Source organism: Pseudomonas sp. LLC-1 (genome assembly GCF_002992185.1).
GTDB lineage: Bacteria > Pseudomonadota > Gammaproteobacteria > Pseudomonadales > Pseudomonadaceae > Aquipseudomonas > Aquipseudomonas monteilii.
Genome location: NZ_LUVY01000014.1, coordinates 158,526 through 173,753 on the forward strand (window position 1 = coordinate 158,526; position 15,228 = coordinate 173,753).

Sequence of the window (15,228 nt, forward strand, 5' to 3'; positions counted from 1 at the left end):
GGGCTGCAAAGCAGCCCCAGACAGGTCAGTTCAACGCATCAAGCAACGCCTGGTTCATCTCTGGCGTGCCGATGGTAATGCGCAGGAACTGGGCAATACGTTGCTGCTTGAAATGACGCACGATCACACCCTGCTCGCGCAGGCGTGCCGCCAGCTCGGCAGCATCCTGCTGAGGGTGACGGGCAAAGATGAAGTTGGCGGCCGAAGGCAACACTTCAAAGCCCTTGGCTTGCAACTGCCCGACCAAGGCTTCGCGGCTGTCGATCACTTTACGGCAGGTTTCTTCGAAGTACTCACGGTCTTCGAACGCCACCGCAGCACCTACGATCGCCGCTCGGTCCAGCGGGTAGGAGTTGAAGCTGTTCTTGATCCGCTCCAGTGCCTCGATCAGGTCCGGATGCCCCACCGCCAGGCCAACCCGCAGGCCAGCCAGCGAGCGCGACTTCGACAGCGTCTGGGTGACCAGCAGGTTGTCGTAGCGGTCCACCAGGCTGATGGCCGTCTCGCCGCCGAAATCGATGTAAGCCTCATCCACCACCACCACCGAGTCACGGTTGGCCTGCAGCAACTGCTCCACTGCCTGCAGCGGCATCAGGCAACCTGTCGGCGCGTTGGGGTTGGGGAAGATGATGCCGGCGTTGGGCTTGTTGTAGTCCTCGATGCGGATCTGGAACTGCTCGTCCAGCGCCACCTGCTCGAAGGCAATACCGTAGAGGCCACAGTAGACCGGGTAGAAGCTGTAGCTGATGTCCGGGAACAACAACGGTGCATCGTGCTGGAACAGGCCGTGGAAGATGTGCGCCAACACCTCATCCGAGCCGTTGCCGACAAACACTTGCGCCGGGGTTACGCCGTAGTAGTCGGCCACCGCTTGCTTGAGGCGGTCACCGTTCGGGTCCGGGTAAAGGCGCAGGTTATCGTTCAACTCACCGCGCATGGCCTCCAGCGCCTTGGGCGATGGGCCATAGGGGTTTTCGTTGGTGTTGAGCTTGACCAGACGGGCCAGCTTGGGCTGCTCGCCCGGCACATAAGGCACCAGGTCCTTGACGAAGGGGCTCCAGAATCGACTCATGCTCAGTTCCCCTTCTCTTGGGTCAGGATACGGTATTCAGCGCTGCGGGCGTGGGCGGTCAGCGACTCGCCACGGGCCAGGATCGACGCGGTGTGGCCCAGCTCGGACGCACCCTGCTCGGAGCAGAAAATGATCGACGAACGCTTCTGGAAGTCATACACCCCCAGCGGCGACGAGAAACGTGCGGTGCCGGAGGTCGGCAACACGTGGTTGGGACCGGCACAGTAATCGCCCAGCGCTTCGCTGGTGTGGCGGCCCATGAAGATCGCGCCAGCGTGGCGAATGTGCGGCAACCAGGCTTGCGGGTCGGCCACCGACAGTTCCAGGTGTTCCGGCGCAATGCGGTTGGCCACCTCCATTGCCTGTTGCATGTCACGCACCTGAATCAGTGCACCACGGCCGTTGATCGACTTCTCGATGATTTCGGCACGCTCCATGGTCGGCATCAGCTTGTCGATGCTGGCGGCAACGCGGTCGAGGAAGGCGGCATCCGGGCTGACCAGAATGGCCTGGGCGTCTTCGTCGTGCTCGGCCTGGGAGAACAGGTCCATGGCGATCCAGTCGGGGTCGGTCTGGCCATCGCACACCACAAGAATTTCCGACGGGCCGGCGATCATGTCGATACCCACCTGGCCGAACACATGGCGCTTGGCAGTGGCAACGTAGATGTTGCCAGGGCCGACGATCTTGTCCACCTGCGGCACGCTTTCGGTACCGTAGGCCAGCGCGGCAACAGCCTGGGCTCCGCCGACGGTGAACACGCGGTCGACACCCGCAATGCACGCGGCCGCCAGCACCAGCTCGTTGACCTCACCACGCGGGGTCGGTACCACCATGACCACTTCGGCCACGCCGGCAACCTTGGCCGGGATGGCGTTCATCAGCACCGACGACGGGTACGACGCCTTGCCGCCTGGCACATACAGGCCAGCACGGTCCAGCGGGGTGACCTTCTGGCCAAGCACAGTGCCGTCGGCCTCGGTGTACTGCCAGGAATCCTGCTTCTGCCGCTCGTGGTACATGCGCACGCGATTGGCGGCTGTCTCCAGGGCTTCGCGCTGGGCCGGGGTGATGCGGGTCAGCGCCAGTTCCAGGCGTTCACGATTGAGGATCAGGTCGTCAATCGACTTGGCATCTACGCCATCAAAGCGCTGGGTGAACTCGACCAGCGCCGCATCACCGCGCTCACGCACGGCCTTGATGATGTCGAGCACGCGCTGGTTGACCGCGTCATCGGACACACTTTCCCAGCTCAGCAGATGATCCAGATGTCGGGCGAAATCCGGATCAGCGGCGTTGAGACGGGCAATTGCAGTGGACACGGTCATGGCGAGGGCCTCGATTATTAGCGAATGCTCAGGCGCCCTAGGCTACCAGTCCATCCGCGCGGGCACCCGAGAAAAATGGCTATGACGCGGATAGACGGGCGCGACAGCGAAGGCCGCGCGCAGGAGTCAGCCGCGGTGTCGCGATTCGACCGCTTGACGAAGCGTGTCGATCAGGCTCTGGATACGGGCGTGCTGCATTTTCATGGAGGCCTTGTTGACCACCAGGCGCGAGCTGATCGTGGCGATCAGTTCCTGGGGTTCCAGGCCGTTGGCACGCAGGGTGTTGCCGGTGTCGACCACGTCGATGATCTTGTCGGCGAGGTTGATCAGCGGTGCCAGCTCCATCGAGCCGTACAGTTTGATGATGTCGACCTGACGCCCCTGTTCGGCGTAGTAACGCTTGGCTACGTTGACGAACTTGGTGGCCACGCGCAGGCGGCCCTTGGGCTCAGGAGCGCCAACCGCGCCAGCCGTCATCAGCTTGCACTGGGCAATCTGCAGGTCCAGGGGCTCATACAGGCCCTGGCCGCCGTACTCCATCAGCACGTCCTTGCCGGCCACACCCAGGTCGGCGGCACCATGCTCGACATAGGTCGGCACGTCGGTAGCACGCACGATCAGCAGGCGCACGTCGTCCTGCGTGGTGGGGATGATCAGTTTGCGGCTCTTGTCCGGGTTCTCGGTCGGCACGATACCGGCCTCGGCCAGCAACGGCAGGGTATCGTCGAGAATACGGCCTTTGGAAAGCGCGATGGTCAACATTGGAACGTCGGTCCTTAAGCGGCTGCTGCCGGCCAGGTCATCGACCTGGCCGCATTCAATTCAAAGGGTGCGTCCATGCACCTTCGGGCTACTAGCCCGGTACGCGGCGGATTTTCGCGCCGAGCATCTGCAGTTTCTCTTCGATGCACTCGTAACCACGGTCGATGTGGTAGATGCGATCGATCAGGGTATCGCCTTCGGCAACCAGCGCCGACAGCACCAGGCTGGCGGAAGCACGCAGGTCGGTGGCCATGACCGGGGCACCCTTCAGCGCTTTTACGCCAGTGACGATGGCAGTGTTGCCTTCGACCTGGATCTGCGCGCCCATGCGGTGCATTTCGTATACATGCATGAAACGGTTTTCGAAGATGGTCTCGATCACCGCACCCGTGCCTTCGGCAATGGCGTTCAGCGAGATGAACTGCGCCTGCATGTCGGTCGGGAACGCCGGGTACGGAGCGGTACGCAGGTTGACGGCTTTCGGCCGCTTGCCGTGCATGTCCAGCTCGATCCAGTCTTCGCCGGTGTTGATGTCGGCGCCGGCTTCCTTGAGCTTTTCCAGTACGGCTTCAAGGATGGTCGGGTCGGTGTCCTTGACCTTGACACGGCCGCCGGTCACGGCAGCAGCGACCAGGTAGGTACCGGTCTCGATGCGGTCCGGCATCACGCGGTAGTTGGCCGAGTGCAGGCGCTCGACGCCATCGATGGTGATGGTGTCGGTGCCAGCGCCCTGGACGTTGCCACCCATGGCATTGATGAAGTTGGCCAGATCGACCACTTCCGGCTCACGCGCGGCGTTCTGCAGCACGCTGCGGCCTTTGGCCAGGGCAGCGGCCATCATGATGTTCTCGGTACCGGTCACGCTGACGGTGTCGAAGAAGAAGTGCGCACCGCGCAGGCCACCCTCAGGCGCCTTGGCCTTGATGTAGCCGCCTTCCACTTCGATTTTCGCGCCCATGGCTTCGAGGCCACGGATGTGCAGGTCGACCGGGCGTGAGCCAATGGCGCAACCGCCAGGCAGGGCCACTTCGGCTTCGCCGAAACGGGCAACCATCGGCCCCAGCACCAGGATCGAGGCACGCATGGTCTTGACCAGCTCGTAAGGCGCGACCAGGGTCTTGATGGTGCGTGGGTCGATCTCCACCGCCAGCTTTTCGTCGATCACAGGCTCGATGCCCATGCGGCCGAACAGCTCGATCATGGTGGTGATGTCGTGCAGGTGCGGCAGGTTGCCCACGGTGACCGGGCCGTCAGCCAGCAGGGTAGCCGCCAGAATTGGCAGGGCTGCGTTCTTCGCGCCCGAAATGCGGATCTCGCCGTCAAGGCGAGCGCCGCCAGTAATAATCAGTTTGTCCATTGGAATCTCGCCGCCAAGTTGGCTCAGGTGCGCTCAGCCCAGGCTGCGCTGCTGAAAAATTTCATGGTTACCGCATGGATGCTGCCATTGGCAATCCACGGATTCAGGTGAGCATAGATCGCCTGCTGGCGTTTGACCGGGCTCAGGCCAGCCAACTCGTCGCTGATCACGTTCAACTGGAAGTTGCAGCCTTCGCCTTCAACTTCGACCCGGGAACCCGGCAATTTCTCTTCAAGGAAGCTTTTAACTTCTACGGCCTGCATGCTCAACCTCAATCGGCGCCCGATGCGCACGGGTCGGCCATCATACAAAAAAGCCCCTCGCCTGCGAAGCCCAACGAGGGTTTCGCTGACCGAGGGGCCATCATCCGCGCTGGGCCATCAGGTTGCCAGCACTTCATCGAGGTCATAGACCCCGGCAATTTCCCGCATGTCGTCGGGCATGCTGCGCACCTGGCAGCCTTTGCCAGCGGCCTGGGCGTCGCGCATGAATGCCAGCAACAGCGACAGACCTACGCTGGTGGAGTGCTGCACCGCCGAGCAATCCAGCACCAGCTGCGCCTCGCGGCAAGCCGCGATCAGTGCCTTGCCCTGCTTGCGCAGGACCGGGCCGCTACGGTAATCCAGCACGCCGGCCAGGCGCAGCACGCCCGGCTCGGCCATGCTTACAGCGGCCTCACTCATTTGACGGTCTTCTCTGGCGAGCTGTCGGCAGCCTGCTTGGCCTTGGCCACTTCACCGGCCCAGCCATCGATGGTCTTGTCCAGGTCGTTGCCGTTGCGCTGCATGGCATCGGCGAACTGGTCGCGGAACAGCTTGCCGATGTTGATGCCGTTGACGATGACGTTACGCACTTTCCATTCGCCACCCAGGTTTTCCAGGGTGTACTGCACTGGGTATACGGCGCCATTGTTGCCGGTGACCTTCATACCTACGGAAGCGCGCTTGCCGTCATCGGCTTTGGCCGGGTCTACGACGATGCCCTGGTTGTTGTACTCCAGGAGCGCGTTACCGTAGAACTGGAACAGGCTGCGCTTGAAGTTTTCCTGGAAGCGCTGCATCTGTTCGGGCGTGGCCTTGCGCGAGTACTTGACGGTCATGATGCTTTTGGAAATACCGTCGGCATCGACCACCGGCGCGAGGATCCGGTCAAGGGTGTCGTAGAAAGCTTGCGGGTTGGACTTGTACTGCTCCTTGTTGGCCTTGAGCTCACCCAACAGCTCGGTGGTGGTGCTCTGCACCACGTCGTGCGGCGACTGCGCGGCCAGGGCCATCAGAGGGAAAGCCGCCAGCAGGACCAGCAGGCCACGTCGCAGGATCGAAATCATGGAAACTCCTTAATTAGCCGGTTGCGCTTCTTTCGGTTCCTTGCCAACGGAGTTGAGCAGGAACTTGCCAATCAGATCTTCCAGCACCAGCGCCGACTGGGTGTCGTGGATGGTCGCACCGTCCTTGAGCACCTGGTCTTCGCCGCCCACGCTGATGCCGATGTACTTCTCGCCAAGCAAGCCGGCGGTCAGGATCGAGGCAGTGGAGTCGGTCGGCAGGTTGTCCACCGACTTGTCCAGCTGCAGCGTCACCCGACCGGTGTAGGAATCACGGTCCAGATCGATGGCGGTAACCTTGCCGATCGTCACACCGGCCATGGTCACTTTAGCTCTGACCGTCAAACCGGCGATATTGTCGAAGTAGGCATAAACTTTATAGGTATCGCTGCTCGGGCTGGCCGACAGCCCGCTGACACGCAGGGCCAGCAGCAGCAGCGCCAGGATCCCGGCCAGGAGGAACAGGCCGACACCGATTTCCAGGGTGCGGTTTTGCATCAGAAATCTCCAAACATCAAGGCGGTCAGAATAAAGTCCAGACCCAGCACTGCCAACGAGGCATAAACCACGGTCTTGGTGGTGGCACGGCTGATCCCTTCTGAGGTGGGCTCACAGTCGTACCCCTGGAATACGGCGATCCAGGTCGTGACGAAGGCGAACACCAGGCTCTTGATCAACCCGTTGAGCACGTCGTCGGTAAAGGAAACACTGTTCTGCATGTTGGCCCAGAACGAGCCCTCGTATACACCCAGCCAGTCCACGGCCACCCACGAGCCACCCCAGATGCCGACCACGCTGAAGATCAGCGCCAGCAGCGGCAGCGAGATGAAACCGGCCCAAAGGCGTGGCGCGACGATGTACTTGAGCGGGTCGACGCCGATCATTTCCAGGCTCGACAGCTGCTCGGTGGACTTCATGTTGCCAATTTCAGCGGTCAGTGCGGAGCCTGCACGGCCAGCGAACAGCAACGCCGTCACCACCGGACCAAGCTCGCGCAGCAGGGTCAGGGCGACCATCTGCCCCACCGCCTGCTCCGAACCGTATTTGGTCAGGATGCTGTAGCCCTGCAGCGCCAGCACCATGCCGATGAACACCCCGGACACGACGATGATCGCCAGCGACAGCACGCCTACCGAGTACAGCTGTTTGGTCAGCAACTGGAAACCGCCGCCGATGCCGCCGCGGCCGATCAGTGCATGGAACAGGAACAGGCAGGAACGCCCCAGTACCGCCAGCACGTCGATCGCCGAGCGACCCAGCAGGCGGACACGTTCAAGTAAGGATCTTCTGCGCATCAACGCGCCCCCAGCAGGTCGGCGCGGTAATCAGGCGCAGGAAAGTGGAAGGGAACCGGGCCGTCCGGGTCGCCCTTCATGAACTGGCGAATCCGTGGGTTGTCCGACCCCATCAGCTCATCGGGCGTGCCCTGGCCCAACACCTGGCCGTCCCCCACCACATAGATGTAGTCGGCAATGCTGGCGGTTTCTGCCAGATCGTGGGACACGACGATGCTGGTGATGCCTAACGCATCGTTGAGCAGGCGGATCAGGCGCACCAGTACGCCCATGGCGATCGGGTCCTGGCCGACGAACGGTTCGTCGTACATGAGGATCTGCGGGTCCAGGGCAATGGCCCGGGCCAGCGCCACACGGCGCTTCATACCGCCAGACAGCTCGTCGGGCATCAGGTCGATGGCACCGCGCAGCCCCACGGCCTGCAGCTTCATCAACACGATGTCACGGATCATCTCGTCCGACAGCTGGGTGTGCACGCGCAGCGGGAACGCGACGTTCTCGAACACATCGAGGTCGGTGAACAGCGCGCCGCTCTGGAACAGCACACCCATCTGCTTGCGGGCGTCGAACAGGTCGCTGCGCGACAGCGTCGGCAGGTTTTGCCCGGCAACCCATACCTCACCGCTGGAGGGGCGCAGCTGCGCGCCCATCAGGCGGAGCAACGTGGTCTTGCCGCAACCCGATGGCCCCATGATGCCGGTGACCTTGCCGCGCGGGATGCGAATGTCGACGTTGCTGAAAATGCTGCGCGAACCGCGTTTGAAGGTAACCCCCTTCAACTCGACCGCGTAGGCGCTATCCACACTCATCTAGACTCCTTGCTAGTGCAGCCTCGTCCTAATGGACGCCGGCCTCCATCAGGAAGGCACACGCACCCCTGGCAGGCCGAATAGCGGCGAACTATAGCACCGCTGACAGCGCCGCCCCAAGGCCGGGCAACGAGTCGTTCAGCCCTGAGACAGGCTTTGATGACATTCGCTACAGCAATCGAAAGGGTGAGGGTTTTTGTCATTGCGCGTATAATCGCGGCCTTTTCATCAGGCATTGCTTTTTCGACATGAGCCAATCCAGCGAGCTGATCCAATCCGCCCAACGCACCCTGCGCCTGGAACTCGAGGCCGTAGAGGCCCTGCTGGCGCGCATCGACGACAATTTCGTCAAGGCCTGCGAACTGATCCAGGCCTGCAAGGGCCGGGTTGTCGTGGTCGGCATGGGCAAGTCCGGGCACATCGGCAACAAGATCGCCGCCACCCTGGCCAGCACCGGCACCCCGGCATTTTTCGTGCACCCGGCCGAAGCCAGCCATGGCGACATGGGCATGATCACCCGCGAGGATGTCATCCTTGCCCTGTCGAATTCCGGCAGCACCGCAGAGATCGTCACCTTGCTGCCCCTGATCAAGCGCCTGGGCATCAAGCTGATCAGCCTCACCGGCAACCCGGATTCGCCGCTGGCCCAGGCCGCCGAGGTCAACCTTGATGCCCGCGTCGAGCAAGAGGCCTGCCCGCTGAACCTGGCGCCCACCTCCTCTACCACGGCATCGCTGGTATTGGGTGACTGCCTGGCCATCGCCCTGCTCGAAGCCCGAGGCTTCACCGCCGAGGACTTTGCCTTCTCGCACCCGGGCGGCGCACTGGGCCGACGCCTGCTGCTCAAGGTCGAAAACGTGATGCATGCCGGCGACGAACTGCCTCAGGTACCGCGCGGCACCCTGCTCAAGGACGCGCTCCTTGAAATGTCCCGCAAAGGTTTGGGCATGACCGTGATTGTCGAAGCTGACGGCAAGCTGGCCGGAATCTTCACCGATGGCGACCTGCGCCGCAGCCTGGACCGCAACATCGACGTACACACCACCCTGATCGATCAGGTCATGACCGTGCATGGCAAGACGGCACGTGCCGAAATGCTTGCCGCCGAAGCCCTGAAGATCATGGAAGACCACAAGATCGGTGCCCTGGTTGTGGTGGATCGCGAAGACCGCCCCACCGGTGCCCTGAACATGCACGACCTGCTGCGCGCCGGCGTAATGTAAGGAGCGATGGAATGAACCAGGACCTCATGCAACGCGGCAAGCACATCAAGCTGGCAGTGTTCGACGTGGACGGCGTGCTCACCGACGGGCGCCTGTACTTCCTCGAAGACGGCAGCGAATTCAAGACCTTCAACACCCTCGACGGCCAGGGCATCAAGATGCTCATGAATTCGGGCGTGACCACCGCGATCATCAGCGGCCGCAAGACCCCGGTGGTCGAGCGCCGCGCCAGAAACCTCGGCATCCCGCACCTGTACCAGGGCCGCGAGGACAAATTGGTCGTGCTTGACGGCCTGCTCGCCGAACTGGGCCTAAGCTATGATCAAGTAGCCTACCTGGGCGACGACCTGCCGGACCTGCCGGTCATTCGTCGGGTAGCATTGGGCATGGCCGTGGCCAACGCCGCGCCGTTCGTTCGCCAGCACGCCCACGGCGTGACCCAGGCACGCGGCGGCGAAGGTGCGGCCCGTGAATTCTGCGAACTGATCATGCAGGCCCAGGGTACCCTGGACGCTGCCAACGCCAATTACCTGTAAGGCTGCCCATGTTCAGCAAGAAAGCCCGCAATGCTGCGCTGCTCGCAGTGATCGCTGCCCTGCTGGTGGCGATCGGCTACTGGAATGTCAGCCCGGAAAGCTTCCTCGACAAGCCGGTGGCCCAGGTCGACGAAAGCGCTATCGACTACTATGCGATCAACGCCCACAGCGTGCAGTTTCTGCCCGACGGCAAACTGCAGTACGAGATGACCGCCGACAAGGTCGAACACCTCAAGGCCAGTGAAATCACCCTGCTGACCACGCCGGACCTGCACATGTACCGCGGCACCGAATACCCGTGGCATGTGCAGAGCACCCGCGCCGAGGTCAACCCGGACGGTACCGAGGTCGAACTGATCGACAAGGTACGGGTTGCCCGCACTGACGAAAAGCAGCGCGAAACCATCATTACCAGCTCACGCATGACCGTGTTCCCGCAGAAGCAATATGCGCAGACCGAGCAAGCCGTTAGAATCGACGGCGCCGGTGGCACTACTACGGGCAAAGGAATGAAAGCGTATTTGAAAGAAGGCAAGATGGACTTGCTCTCTAACGTAAGAGGACAGTATGAGGCTCGTTAAAACCCTCCCCCTTTTGCTCAGCCTGAGCGCAGCACTGGGAAGCGCGAGCGCCCTCGCCCTGCCGAACGACCGTGACCAGCCGATCCGTATCCAGGCCGACAATGCCCACCTGGACGACAAGCAAGGCGTGGCCACCTACACCGGCGACGTGATCATCACCCAGGGTTCGATGATGATCAAAGGCAACACCGTGACCATCACCCGTTCCGCCTCCGGCGACATCGACGTGGTGACCTCGGTGGGCAACCTGGCCTACTTCGAGCAGCAGCAGAGCGCGGCCAAGCCAGACAAGATGAAAGGCTGGGGCGTCACCATTCAGTACCAGTCTCAGAAGGACCTGGTGATCCTCACCGACCGTGCCAAGGTCGAGAACGAGGGCAACACCACCGAAGGCGAGAAAATCGTCTACAACACCCAGACCCAGGTGGCGACTGCGGGTCGCGGTGGCAACGTGACCACACCGCGTCAGCGTATCGACATGGTGATCCAGCCCAAGAAGAAGGCCGAGTAAATGGCAACCCTCAAAGCCCAGCACCTGGCCAAGAGCTACAAGGGGCGGCAGGTGGTACGCGACGTCAGCCTGTCGATCGACAGCGGGCAGATCGTAGGCCTGCTTGGCCCCAACGGCGCCGGCAAGACCACCTGCTTCTACATGATTGTCGGGCTGGTCCAGGCCGAGCAGGGGCGCGTGCTTATCGATAACCTCGATGTCAGCCACCAGCCCATGCACGGCCGCGCCCGCGCCGGCATCGGCTACCTGCCGCAGGAGGCCTCGATCTTCCGCAAGCTGTCGGTGGCCGACAACATCATGGCCATCCTCGAGACCCGCAAGGACCTCGACCGCGAAGGGCGCCGCAAAGAACTGGAAAGCCTGCTGCAGGAGTTCCACATCAGCCATATCCGCGACAACCTCGGCATGAGCCTGTCCGGTGGTGAACGCCGCCGCGTCGAGATTGCCCGCGCCCTGGCAACCGCACCCAAGTTCATCCTGCTGGACGAACCGTTCGCTGGCGTCGACCCGATTTCGGTCGGCGACATCAAGCAGATCATCCACCACCTCAAGGCCAAGGGTATCGGTGTACTGATCACCGACCACAACGTGCGCGAAACCCTGGATATCTGCGAAACCGCCTATATCGTCAACGATGGCCGCCTGATCGCCGAAGGCGATGCCGAGACCATCCTGGCCAACGATCTGGTCAAAGAGGTTTACCTGGGTCACGAGTTCCGGCTCTGACCCCGGCACATGCCTGGAGTACTGGCAAATCGCCCTGAAACCGGGGTGAAAGTTGTTACAGTGCTCTAGGCAAACGCTACAATTTAAGGCATAAAACTTGCTTGATCTGGCGCCCCGGCGCCCTCGTGTAGTGGATGGCGCATGCGCGCCGGCGAACAAGGTATTAAGCCCCAGCCATGAAACCATCGCTCGTCCTAAAAATGGGCCAGCAACTGACGATGACACCGCAGTTGCAACAGGCCATCCGCCTACTCCAGCTTTCCACCCTGGACCTCCAACAGGAAATCCAGGAAGCGCTGGAGTCGAACCCGATGCTCGAACGTCAGGAAGACGGCGACGACTTCGACAACAGCGACCCGATGGCGGACAACGCCGAGAACAAGCCGGCCGCCGAAGTCCAGGACAACAGCTTCCAGGAAAGCACCGTCAGTGCCGACAACCTGGAAGACGGTGAGTGGAGCGAGCGCATCCCCAACGAGCTTCCGGTCGATACCGCCTGGGAAGACATCTACCAGACCAGCGCCAGCAGCCTGCCAAGCAACGATGACGACGAGTGGGACTTCACCACCCGCACCTCAGCCGGCGAGAGCTTGCAGAGCCACCTGCTGTGGCAACTGAACCTGGCGCCGATGTCCGACACCGACCGCCTGATCGCCGTCACGCTGATCGACAGCATCAATGGCCAGGGCTACCTGGAAGACACCCTCGAGGAAATCTGCGCCGGTTTCGACCCGGAGCTGGATATCGAGCTGGACGAGGTCGAAGCGGTGCTGCACCGCATCCAGCAGTTCGAGCCAGCCGGCGTCGGCGCGCGCAACCTGGGCGAATGCCTGCTGCTGCAACTGCGCCAGTTGCCTGCCAGCACCCCCTGGATGACCGAAGCCAAGCGCCTGGTCACCGATTTCATCGACCTGCTCGGCAGCCGCGATTACAGCCAGCTGATGCGGCGCATGAAAATCAAGGAAGACGAGCTGCGCCAGGTGATCGAACTGGTACAGAGCCTCAACCCGCGCCCCGGTTCGCAGATCGAGTCCAGCGAGCCCGAGTACGTGGTGCCTGACGTCATCGTGCGCAAAGACAGCGACCGCTGGCTGGTGGAGCTGAACCAGGAGGCTATCCCGCGTCTGCGCGTCAACCCGCAGTACGCCGGTTTCGTGCGCCGTGCCGATACCAGCGCCGACAACACCTTCATGCGCAACCAGTTGCAGGAAGCGCGCTGGTTCATCAAGAGCCTGCAAAGCCGCAACGAAACCCTGATGAAGGTTGCCACACAGATCGTCGAGCACCAGCGCGGTTTCCTCGACCATGGTGACGAAGCCATGAAGCCGCTGGTGCTGCATGACATCGCAGAAGCGGTGGGCATGCACGAGTCGACCATTTCGCGGGTTACCACGCAGAAATACATGCATACACCGCGTGGCATCTACGAACTGAAATACTTTTTCTCCAGCCACGTCAGCACCTCCGAAGGCGGAGAATGCTCGTCCACGGCGATCCGCGCGATCATCAAAAAACTGGTTGCGGCGGAAAATCAGAAAAAGCCATTGAGTGACAGCAAGATCGCTGGTTTACTGGAGGCACAAGGCATCCAGGTAGCCCGTCGCACCGTCGCCAAGTACCGCGAGTCCCTCGGCATCGCACCGTCGAGCGAGCGCAAGCGACTGATGTAGCCCCTGAGATGTGCCACAGCGTTTGTGGGGCAGGTGCAAGACCTGCCTCTTTATGCACGGGCAACAAAGGAGAAGCTGTATGCAAGTCAATATCAGTGGACAGCATGTAGAAGTCACCCAGCCACTGCGCGATTACGTGCTTGAAAAGCTCGCCCGCGTGGAAAGTCACTTCGACAAGATCACCAACGTGCAGGTCATCATGAAAGTCGAGAAGCTGCAGCAAAAGGTCGAGGCGACCCTGCAGATTCCTGGCGGCGAAGTGGTAGCCAACGCCGAACACGAAGACATGTATGCAGCGATCGACGCCTTGGCCGACAAGCTCGACCGCCAACTGAAAAAACACAAGGAAAAACAGCAAAGCCTGCTGCAAGGTGCAGCTGCCCGCTGATCCCCCTCATCCATGATCCGACTTGAAACCATCCTGACCCCCGGCCGTTCACTCGTGAACGTGCCGGGCGGCAGCAAGAAGCGCGCCCTGGAAAAGGTCGCCACCGTCATCGCCGAACAAGTGCCAGAACTGGAGATGCAAGACGTCTTCGAAAAGCTGGTCGCCCGCGAAAAACTCGGCTCGACCGGTTTCGGCAATGGCATCGCCATCCCGCACTGTCGGCTTGAAGGTTGTTCCTCCCCGGTCAGTGCTCTGCTGCACCTGGAAGCCCCAATCGATTACGACGCCATTGATGGTGCGCCCGTGGACCTGCTGTTCGTCCTGCTGGTGCCTGAAGCCGCCACCGATGCGCATCTGGAACTGCTGCGCCAGATTGCCAGCATGCTCGATCGCAAAGAAGTCCGTGATCGTCTGCGTGCCGCCAGCAGTAACGAGGACCTGTACCAGGTTGTCCTGGACGTACAGAACGAGCACTGAACATGCGCCTGATCATTGTCAGCGGCCGGTCCGGCTCCGGCAAGAGCACCGCCCTCGATGTCCTGGAAGACAACGGTTTTTACTGCATTGACAACCTGCCCGCCGGGCTGCTGCCGCAGTTGGCGGAGGATGCACTGATCAACACGGAATTACTGCAACCCAAGGTTGCCGTGTCGATCGATGCACGCAACCTGCCCAGCCACCTTACGCGCTTCCCCGAGCTACTCGAAGAAGCCCGTGCGCGGAACATCCAGTGTGACGTGCTGTTCCTGGATGCCGACGAAGACATGCTGCTCAAGCGCTTCTCGGAAACCCGCCGTCGCCATCCACTGACCAATGCCAACCGTTCGCTGGCAGAAGCCATTCGCGTGGAGAGCGAGCTGCTGGGGCCAATTGCCGACCTGGCAGACCTGAAGATCGACACCACCAGCCTCAACCTGTACCAACTACGGGATTCGATCAAGTTGCGCCTGCTCAACCAGCCCGAGCCCGGCACAGCCTTTTTGGTCGAGTCGTTTGGTTTCAAGCGCGGCATGCCAGTCGATGCCGACCTGGTGTTCGATGTACGCTGCCTGCCCAACCCCTACTGGAAACCCGAGCTGCGTGAGCACTCCGGCCTTGATCAACCGGTCGCCGACTACCTGGCCGCACAGCCAGACGTAGAGGACATGTTCAATGACATTTCCAGCTACTTGCTCAAGTGGCTACCCCGCTTCGCCGCCAGCAACCGCGCCTACGTCACCATTGCTATCGGCTGCACCGGCGGCCACCACCGCTCGGTCTACATCACCGAACGCCTTGGCCAGTTGCTGCAGCAATCCCTGAAAAACGTCCAGGTCCGCCACCGCGACCTCTAAGCCCAAGGATCCGCCCCACGATGCCCGCCCGCGAAATCACCATCATCAACAAGCTGGGCCTGCATGCCCGGGCGGCAGCCAAGTTCGTCGGCGTGGCCGGCCGCTTCCCCTGTGCAGTCAGGGTTGGCCGTGCGCCGGACAAGCTGGTGGATGGCAAGAGCATCATGGCGGTGATGATGCTGGCGGCCGGCAAAGGCACACAGGTTCACCTGCTTACCGAGGGCGAGCAGGACAACGACGCCATGGATGCGCTGGTCGAGCTGATCAACAACTTCTTCGACGAAGGCGAGTAAAAGCATCAGCCCTGCACCG

20 protein-coding genes are annotated in these 15,228 nt (G+C 61.8%); 10 read left to right on the forward strand and 10 right to left on the reverse strand.

Annotated elements, in window-relative coordinates:
• Positions 1-25: 25 nt before the first annotated feature.
• From hisC to A0O30_RS14120, 10 genes are all read right to left on the reverse strand, one after another.
• Positions 26-1,072 (reverse strand): histidinol-phosphate transaminase, encoded by a 1,047-nt coding sequence (hisC, locus tag A0O30_RS14075; RefSeq protein ID WP_105946924.1) that lies wholly within the window; start codon positions 1,070-1,072, stop codon positions 26-28.
• A gap of 2 nt (positions 1,073-1,074) precedes the next feature.
• Entirely contained in the window at positions 1,075-2,400 is a 1,326-nt protein-coding gene (gene hisD / locus A0O30_RS14080; protein WP_105946925.1) for a histidinol dehydrogenase, read from the reverse strand.
• A 126-nt stretch (positions 2,401-2,526) separates the two neighbouring features.
• Positions 2,527-3,162: an ATP phosphoribosyltransferase gene (hisG, locus tag A0O30_RS14085; RefSeq protein ID WP_016713129.1), complete on the reverse strand. Its 636-nt coding sequence runs from the start codon at positions 3,160-3,162 to the stop codon at positions 2,527-2,529.
• 91 nt (positions 3,163-3,253) lie between these two features.
• Positions 3,254-4,519: a UDP-N-acetylglucosamine 1-carboxyvinyltransferase gene (gene murA / locus A0O30_RS14090; protein ID WP_016713130.1), complete on the reverse strand. Its 1,266-nt coding sequence runs from the start codon at positions 4,517-4,519 to the stop codon at positions 3,254-3,256.
• 23 nt (positions 4,520-4,542) lie between these two features.
• Positions 4,543-4,782, reverse strand: coding sequence for a BolA family protein (locus tag A0O30_RS14095; RefSeq protein WP_003255121.1), 240 nt, complete (start codon positions 4,780-4,782; stop codon positions 4,543-4,545).
• A gap of 117 nt (positions 4,783-4,899) precedes the next feature.
• Positions 4,900-5,202, reverse strand: coding sequence for a lipid asymmetry maintenance protein MlaB (locus tag A0O30_RS14100; RefSeq protein ID WP_105946926.1), 303 nt, complete (start codon positions 5,200-5,202; stop codon positions 4,900-4,902).
• Positions 5,199-5,846, reverse strand: a complete 648-nt coding sequence (locus A0O30_RS14105) for a phospholipid-binding protein MlaC (protein ID WP_105946927.1) — start codon at positions 5,844-5,846, stop codon at positions 5,199-5,201. Before A0O30_RS14105 ends, A0O30_RS14100 begins: the two co-directional genes overlap by 4 nt.
• Before the next feature lie 9 nt (positions 5,847-5,855).
• Positions 5,856-6,341, reverse strand: a complete 486-nt coding sequence (gene mlaD / locus A0O30_RS14110; protein ID WP_016485045.1) for an outer membrane lipid asymmetry maintenance protein MlaD — start codon at positions 6,339-6,341, stop codon at positions 5,856-5,858.
• Positions 6,341-7,138, reverse strand: a complete 798-nt coding sequence (gene mlaE, locus A0O30_RS14115; RefSeq protein WP_016713133.1) for a lipid asymmetry maintenance ABC transporter permease subunit MlaE — start codon at positions 7,136-7,138, stop codon at positions 6,341-6,343. The genes mlaD and mlaE overlap by 1 nt, the downstream gene beginning before the upstream one ends.
• On the reverse strand, positions 7,138-7,947 hold the full coding sequence (locus A0O30_RS14120) for an ATP-binding cassette domain-containing protein (RefSeq protein WP_012270662.1): 810 nt from the start codon (positions 7,945-7,947) through the stop codon (positions 7,138-7,140). Before A0O30_RS14120 ends, mlaE begins: the two co-directional genes overlap by 1 nt.
• A 248-nt stretch (positions 7,948-8,195) precedes the next feature.
• Between A0O30_RS14120 and A0O30_RS14125 the strand changes: the two genes are divergently transcribed.
• The 10 genes from A0O30_RS14125 (at position 8,196) to A0O30_RS14170 (ending at position 15,209) form a co-directional block, all read left to right on the forward strand.
• Positions 8,196-9,170 (forward strand): SIS domain-containing protein, encoded by a 975-nt coding sequence (locus A0O30_RS14125; RefSeq protein WP_016713135.1) that lies wholly within the window; start codon positions 8,196-8,198, stop codon positions 9,168-9,170.
• An 11-nt stretch (positions 9,171-9,181) separates the two neighbouring features.
• The gene (locus A0O30_RS14130) at positions 9,182-9,706 is read left to right on the forward strand and encodes an HAD family hydrolase (RefSeq protein ID WP_060501748.1); all 525 of its coding nucleotides are present in this window, start codon (positions 9,182-9,184) and stop codon (positions 9,704-9,706) included.
• Positions 9,707-9,714: 8 nt separating this feature from the next.
• Positions 9,715-10,287, forward strand: coding sequence for an LPS export ABC transporter periplasmic protein LptC (lptC, locus tag A0O30_RS14135; protein WP_019099457.1), 573 nt, complete (start codon positions 9,715-9,717; stop codon positions 10,285-10,287).
• Positions 10,274-10,798: a lipopolysaccharide transport periplasmic protein LptA gene (lptA, locus tag A0O30_RS14140; protein WP_012270658.1), complete on the forward strand. Its 525-nt coding sequence runs from the start codon at positions 10,274-10,276 to the stop codon at positions 10,796-10,798. The genes lptC and lptA overlap by 14 nt, the downstream gene beginning before the upstream one ends.
• Positions 10,799-11,524, forward strand: coding sequence for an LPS export ABC transporter ATP-binding protein (gene lptB, locus A0O30_RS14145; RefSeq protein ID WP_012270657.1), 726 nt, complete (start codon positions 10,799-10,801; stop codon positions 11,522-11,524).
• A 176-nt stretch (positions 11,525-11,700) separates the two neighbouring features.
• Positions 11,701-13,194 (forward strand): RNA polymerase factor sigma-54, encoded by a 1,494-nt coding sequence (locus tag A0O30_RS14150; protein WP_028698947.1) that lies wholly within the window; start codon positions 11,701-11,703, stop codon positions 13,192-13,194.
• Positions 13,195-13,273: 79 nt separating this feature from the next.
• Positions 13,274-13,582 carry a ribosome hibernation-promoting factor, HPF/YfiA family gene (gene hpf, locus A0O30_RS14155; RefSeq protein WP_003255135.1) on the forward strand — a complete coding sequence of 103 codons (309 nt, stop codon included), beginning with the start codon at positions 13,274-13,276 and terminating at the stop codon, positions 13,580-13,582.
• 12 nt (positions 13,583-13,594) lie between these two features.
• Positions 13,595-14,059: a PTS IIA-like nitrogen regulatory protein PtsN gene (ptsN, locus tag A0O30_RS14160; protein WP_105946928.1), complete on the forward strand. Its 465-nt coding sequence runs from the start codon at positions 13,595-13,597 to the stop codon at positions 14,057-14,059.
• A gap of 2 nt (positions 14,060-14,061) precedes the next feature.
• The gene (gene rapZ, locus A0O30_RS14165; protein WP_105946929.1) at positions 14,062-14,916 is read left to right on the forward strand and encodes an RNase adapter RapZ; all 855 of its coding nucleotides are present in this window, start codon (positions 14,062-14,064) and stop codon (positions 14,914-14,916) included.
• 20 nt (positions 14,917-14,936) lie between these two features.
• The gene (locus A0O30_RS14170; protein WP_105946930.1) at positions 14,937-15,209 is read left to right on the forward strand and encodes an HPr family phosphocarrier protein; all 273 of its coding nucleotides are present in this window, start codon (positions 14,937-14,939) and stop codon (positions 15,207-15,209) included.
• The last annotated feature ends 19 nt before the right edge of the window (positions 15,210-15,228 follow it).

What these genes read in the sequence shown, in the direction of transcription:
- lptB (WP_012270657.1), top strand. Translation starts at nt 10,799, where the DNA reads ATGGCAACCCTCAAAGCCCAGCACCTGGCCAAGAGCTACAAGGGGCGG.
- A0O30_RS14095 (WP_003255121.1), bottom strand. Translation starts at nt 4,782, where the DNA reads ATGCAGGCCGTAGAAGTTAAAAGCTTCCTTGAAGAGAAATTGCCGGGT.
- mlaE (WP_016713133.1), bottom strand. Translation starts at nt 7,138, where the DNA reads ATGCGCAGAAGATCCTTACTTGAACGTGTCCGCCTGCTGGGTCGCTCG.
- ptsN (WP_105946928.1), top strand. Translation starts at nt 13,595, where the DNA reads ATGATCCGACTTGAAACCATCCTGACCCCCGGCCGTTCACTCGTGAAC.
- hpf (WP_003255135.1), top strand. Translation starts at nt 13,274, where the DNA reads ATGCAAGTCAATATCAGTGGACAGCATGTAGAAGTCACCCAGCCACTG.
- A0O30_RS14125 (WP_016713135.1), top strand. Translation starts at nt 8,196, where the DNA reads ATGAGCCAATCCAGCGAGCTGATCCAATCCGCCCAACGCACCCTGCGC.
- A0O30_RS14130 (WP_060501748.1), top strand. Translation starts at nt 9,182, where the DNA reads ATGAACCAGGACCTCATGCAACGCGGCAAGCACATCAAGCTGGCAGTG.
- A0O30_RS14120 (WP_012270662.1), bottom strand. Translation starts at nt 7,947, where the DNA reads ATGAGTGTGGATAGCGCCTACGCGGTCGAGTTGAAGGGGGTTACCTTC.
- A0O30_RS14100 (WP_105946926.1), bottom strand. Translation starts at nt 5,202, where the DNA reads ATGAGTGAGGCCGCTGTAAGCATGGCCGAGCCGGGCGTGCTGCGCCTG.
- lptA (WP_012270658.1), top strand. Translation starts at nt 10,274, where the DNA reads ATGAGGCTCGTTAAAACCCTCCCCCTTTTGCTCAGCCTGAGCGCAGCA.
- A0O30_RS14105 (WP_105946927.1), bottom strand. Translation starts at nt 5,846, where the DNA reads ATGATTTCGATCCTGCGACGTGGCCTGCTGGTCCTGCTGGCGGCTTTC.
- hisD (WP_105946925.1), bottom strand. Translation starts at nt 2,400, where the DNA reads ATGACCGTGTCCACTGCAATTGCCCGTCTCAACGCCGCTGATCCGGAT.
- A0O30_RS14150 (WP_028698947.1), top strand. Translation starts at nt 11,701, where the DNA reads ATGAAACCATCGCTCGTCCTAAAAATGGGCCAGCAACTGACGATGACA.
- hisC (WP_105946924.1), bottom strand. Translation starts at nt 1,072, where the DNA reads ATGAGTCGATTCTGGAGCCCCTTCGTCAAGGACCTGGTGCCTTATGTG.
- rapZ (WP_105946929.1), top strand. Translation starts at nt 14,062, where the DNA reads ATGCGCCTGATCATTGTCAGCGGCCGGTCCGGCTCCGGCAAGAGCACC.
- lptC (WP_019099457.1), top strand. Translation starts at nt 9,715, where the DNA reads ATGTTCAGCAAGAAAGCCCGCAATGCTGCGCTGCTCGCAGTGATCGCT.
- hisG (WP_016713129.1), bottom strand. Translation starts at nt 3,162, where the DNA reads ATGTTGACCATCGCGCTTTCCAAAGGCCGTATTCTCGACGATACCCTG.
- murA (WP_016713130.1), bottom strand. Translation starts at nt 4,519, where the DNA reads ATGGACAAACTGATTATTACTGGCGGCGCTCGCCTTGACGGCGAGATC.
- A0O30_RS14170 (WP_105946930.1), top strand. Translation starts at nt 14,937, where the DNA reads ATGCCCGCCCGCGAAATCACCATCATCAACAAGCTGGGCCTGCATGCC.
- mlaD (WP_016485045.1), bottom strand. Translation starts at nt 6,341, where the DNA reads ATGCAAAACCGCACCCTGGAAATCGGTGTCGGCCTGTTCCTCCTGGCC.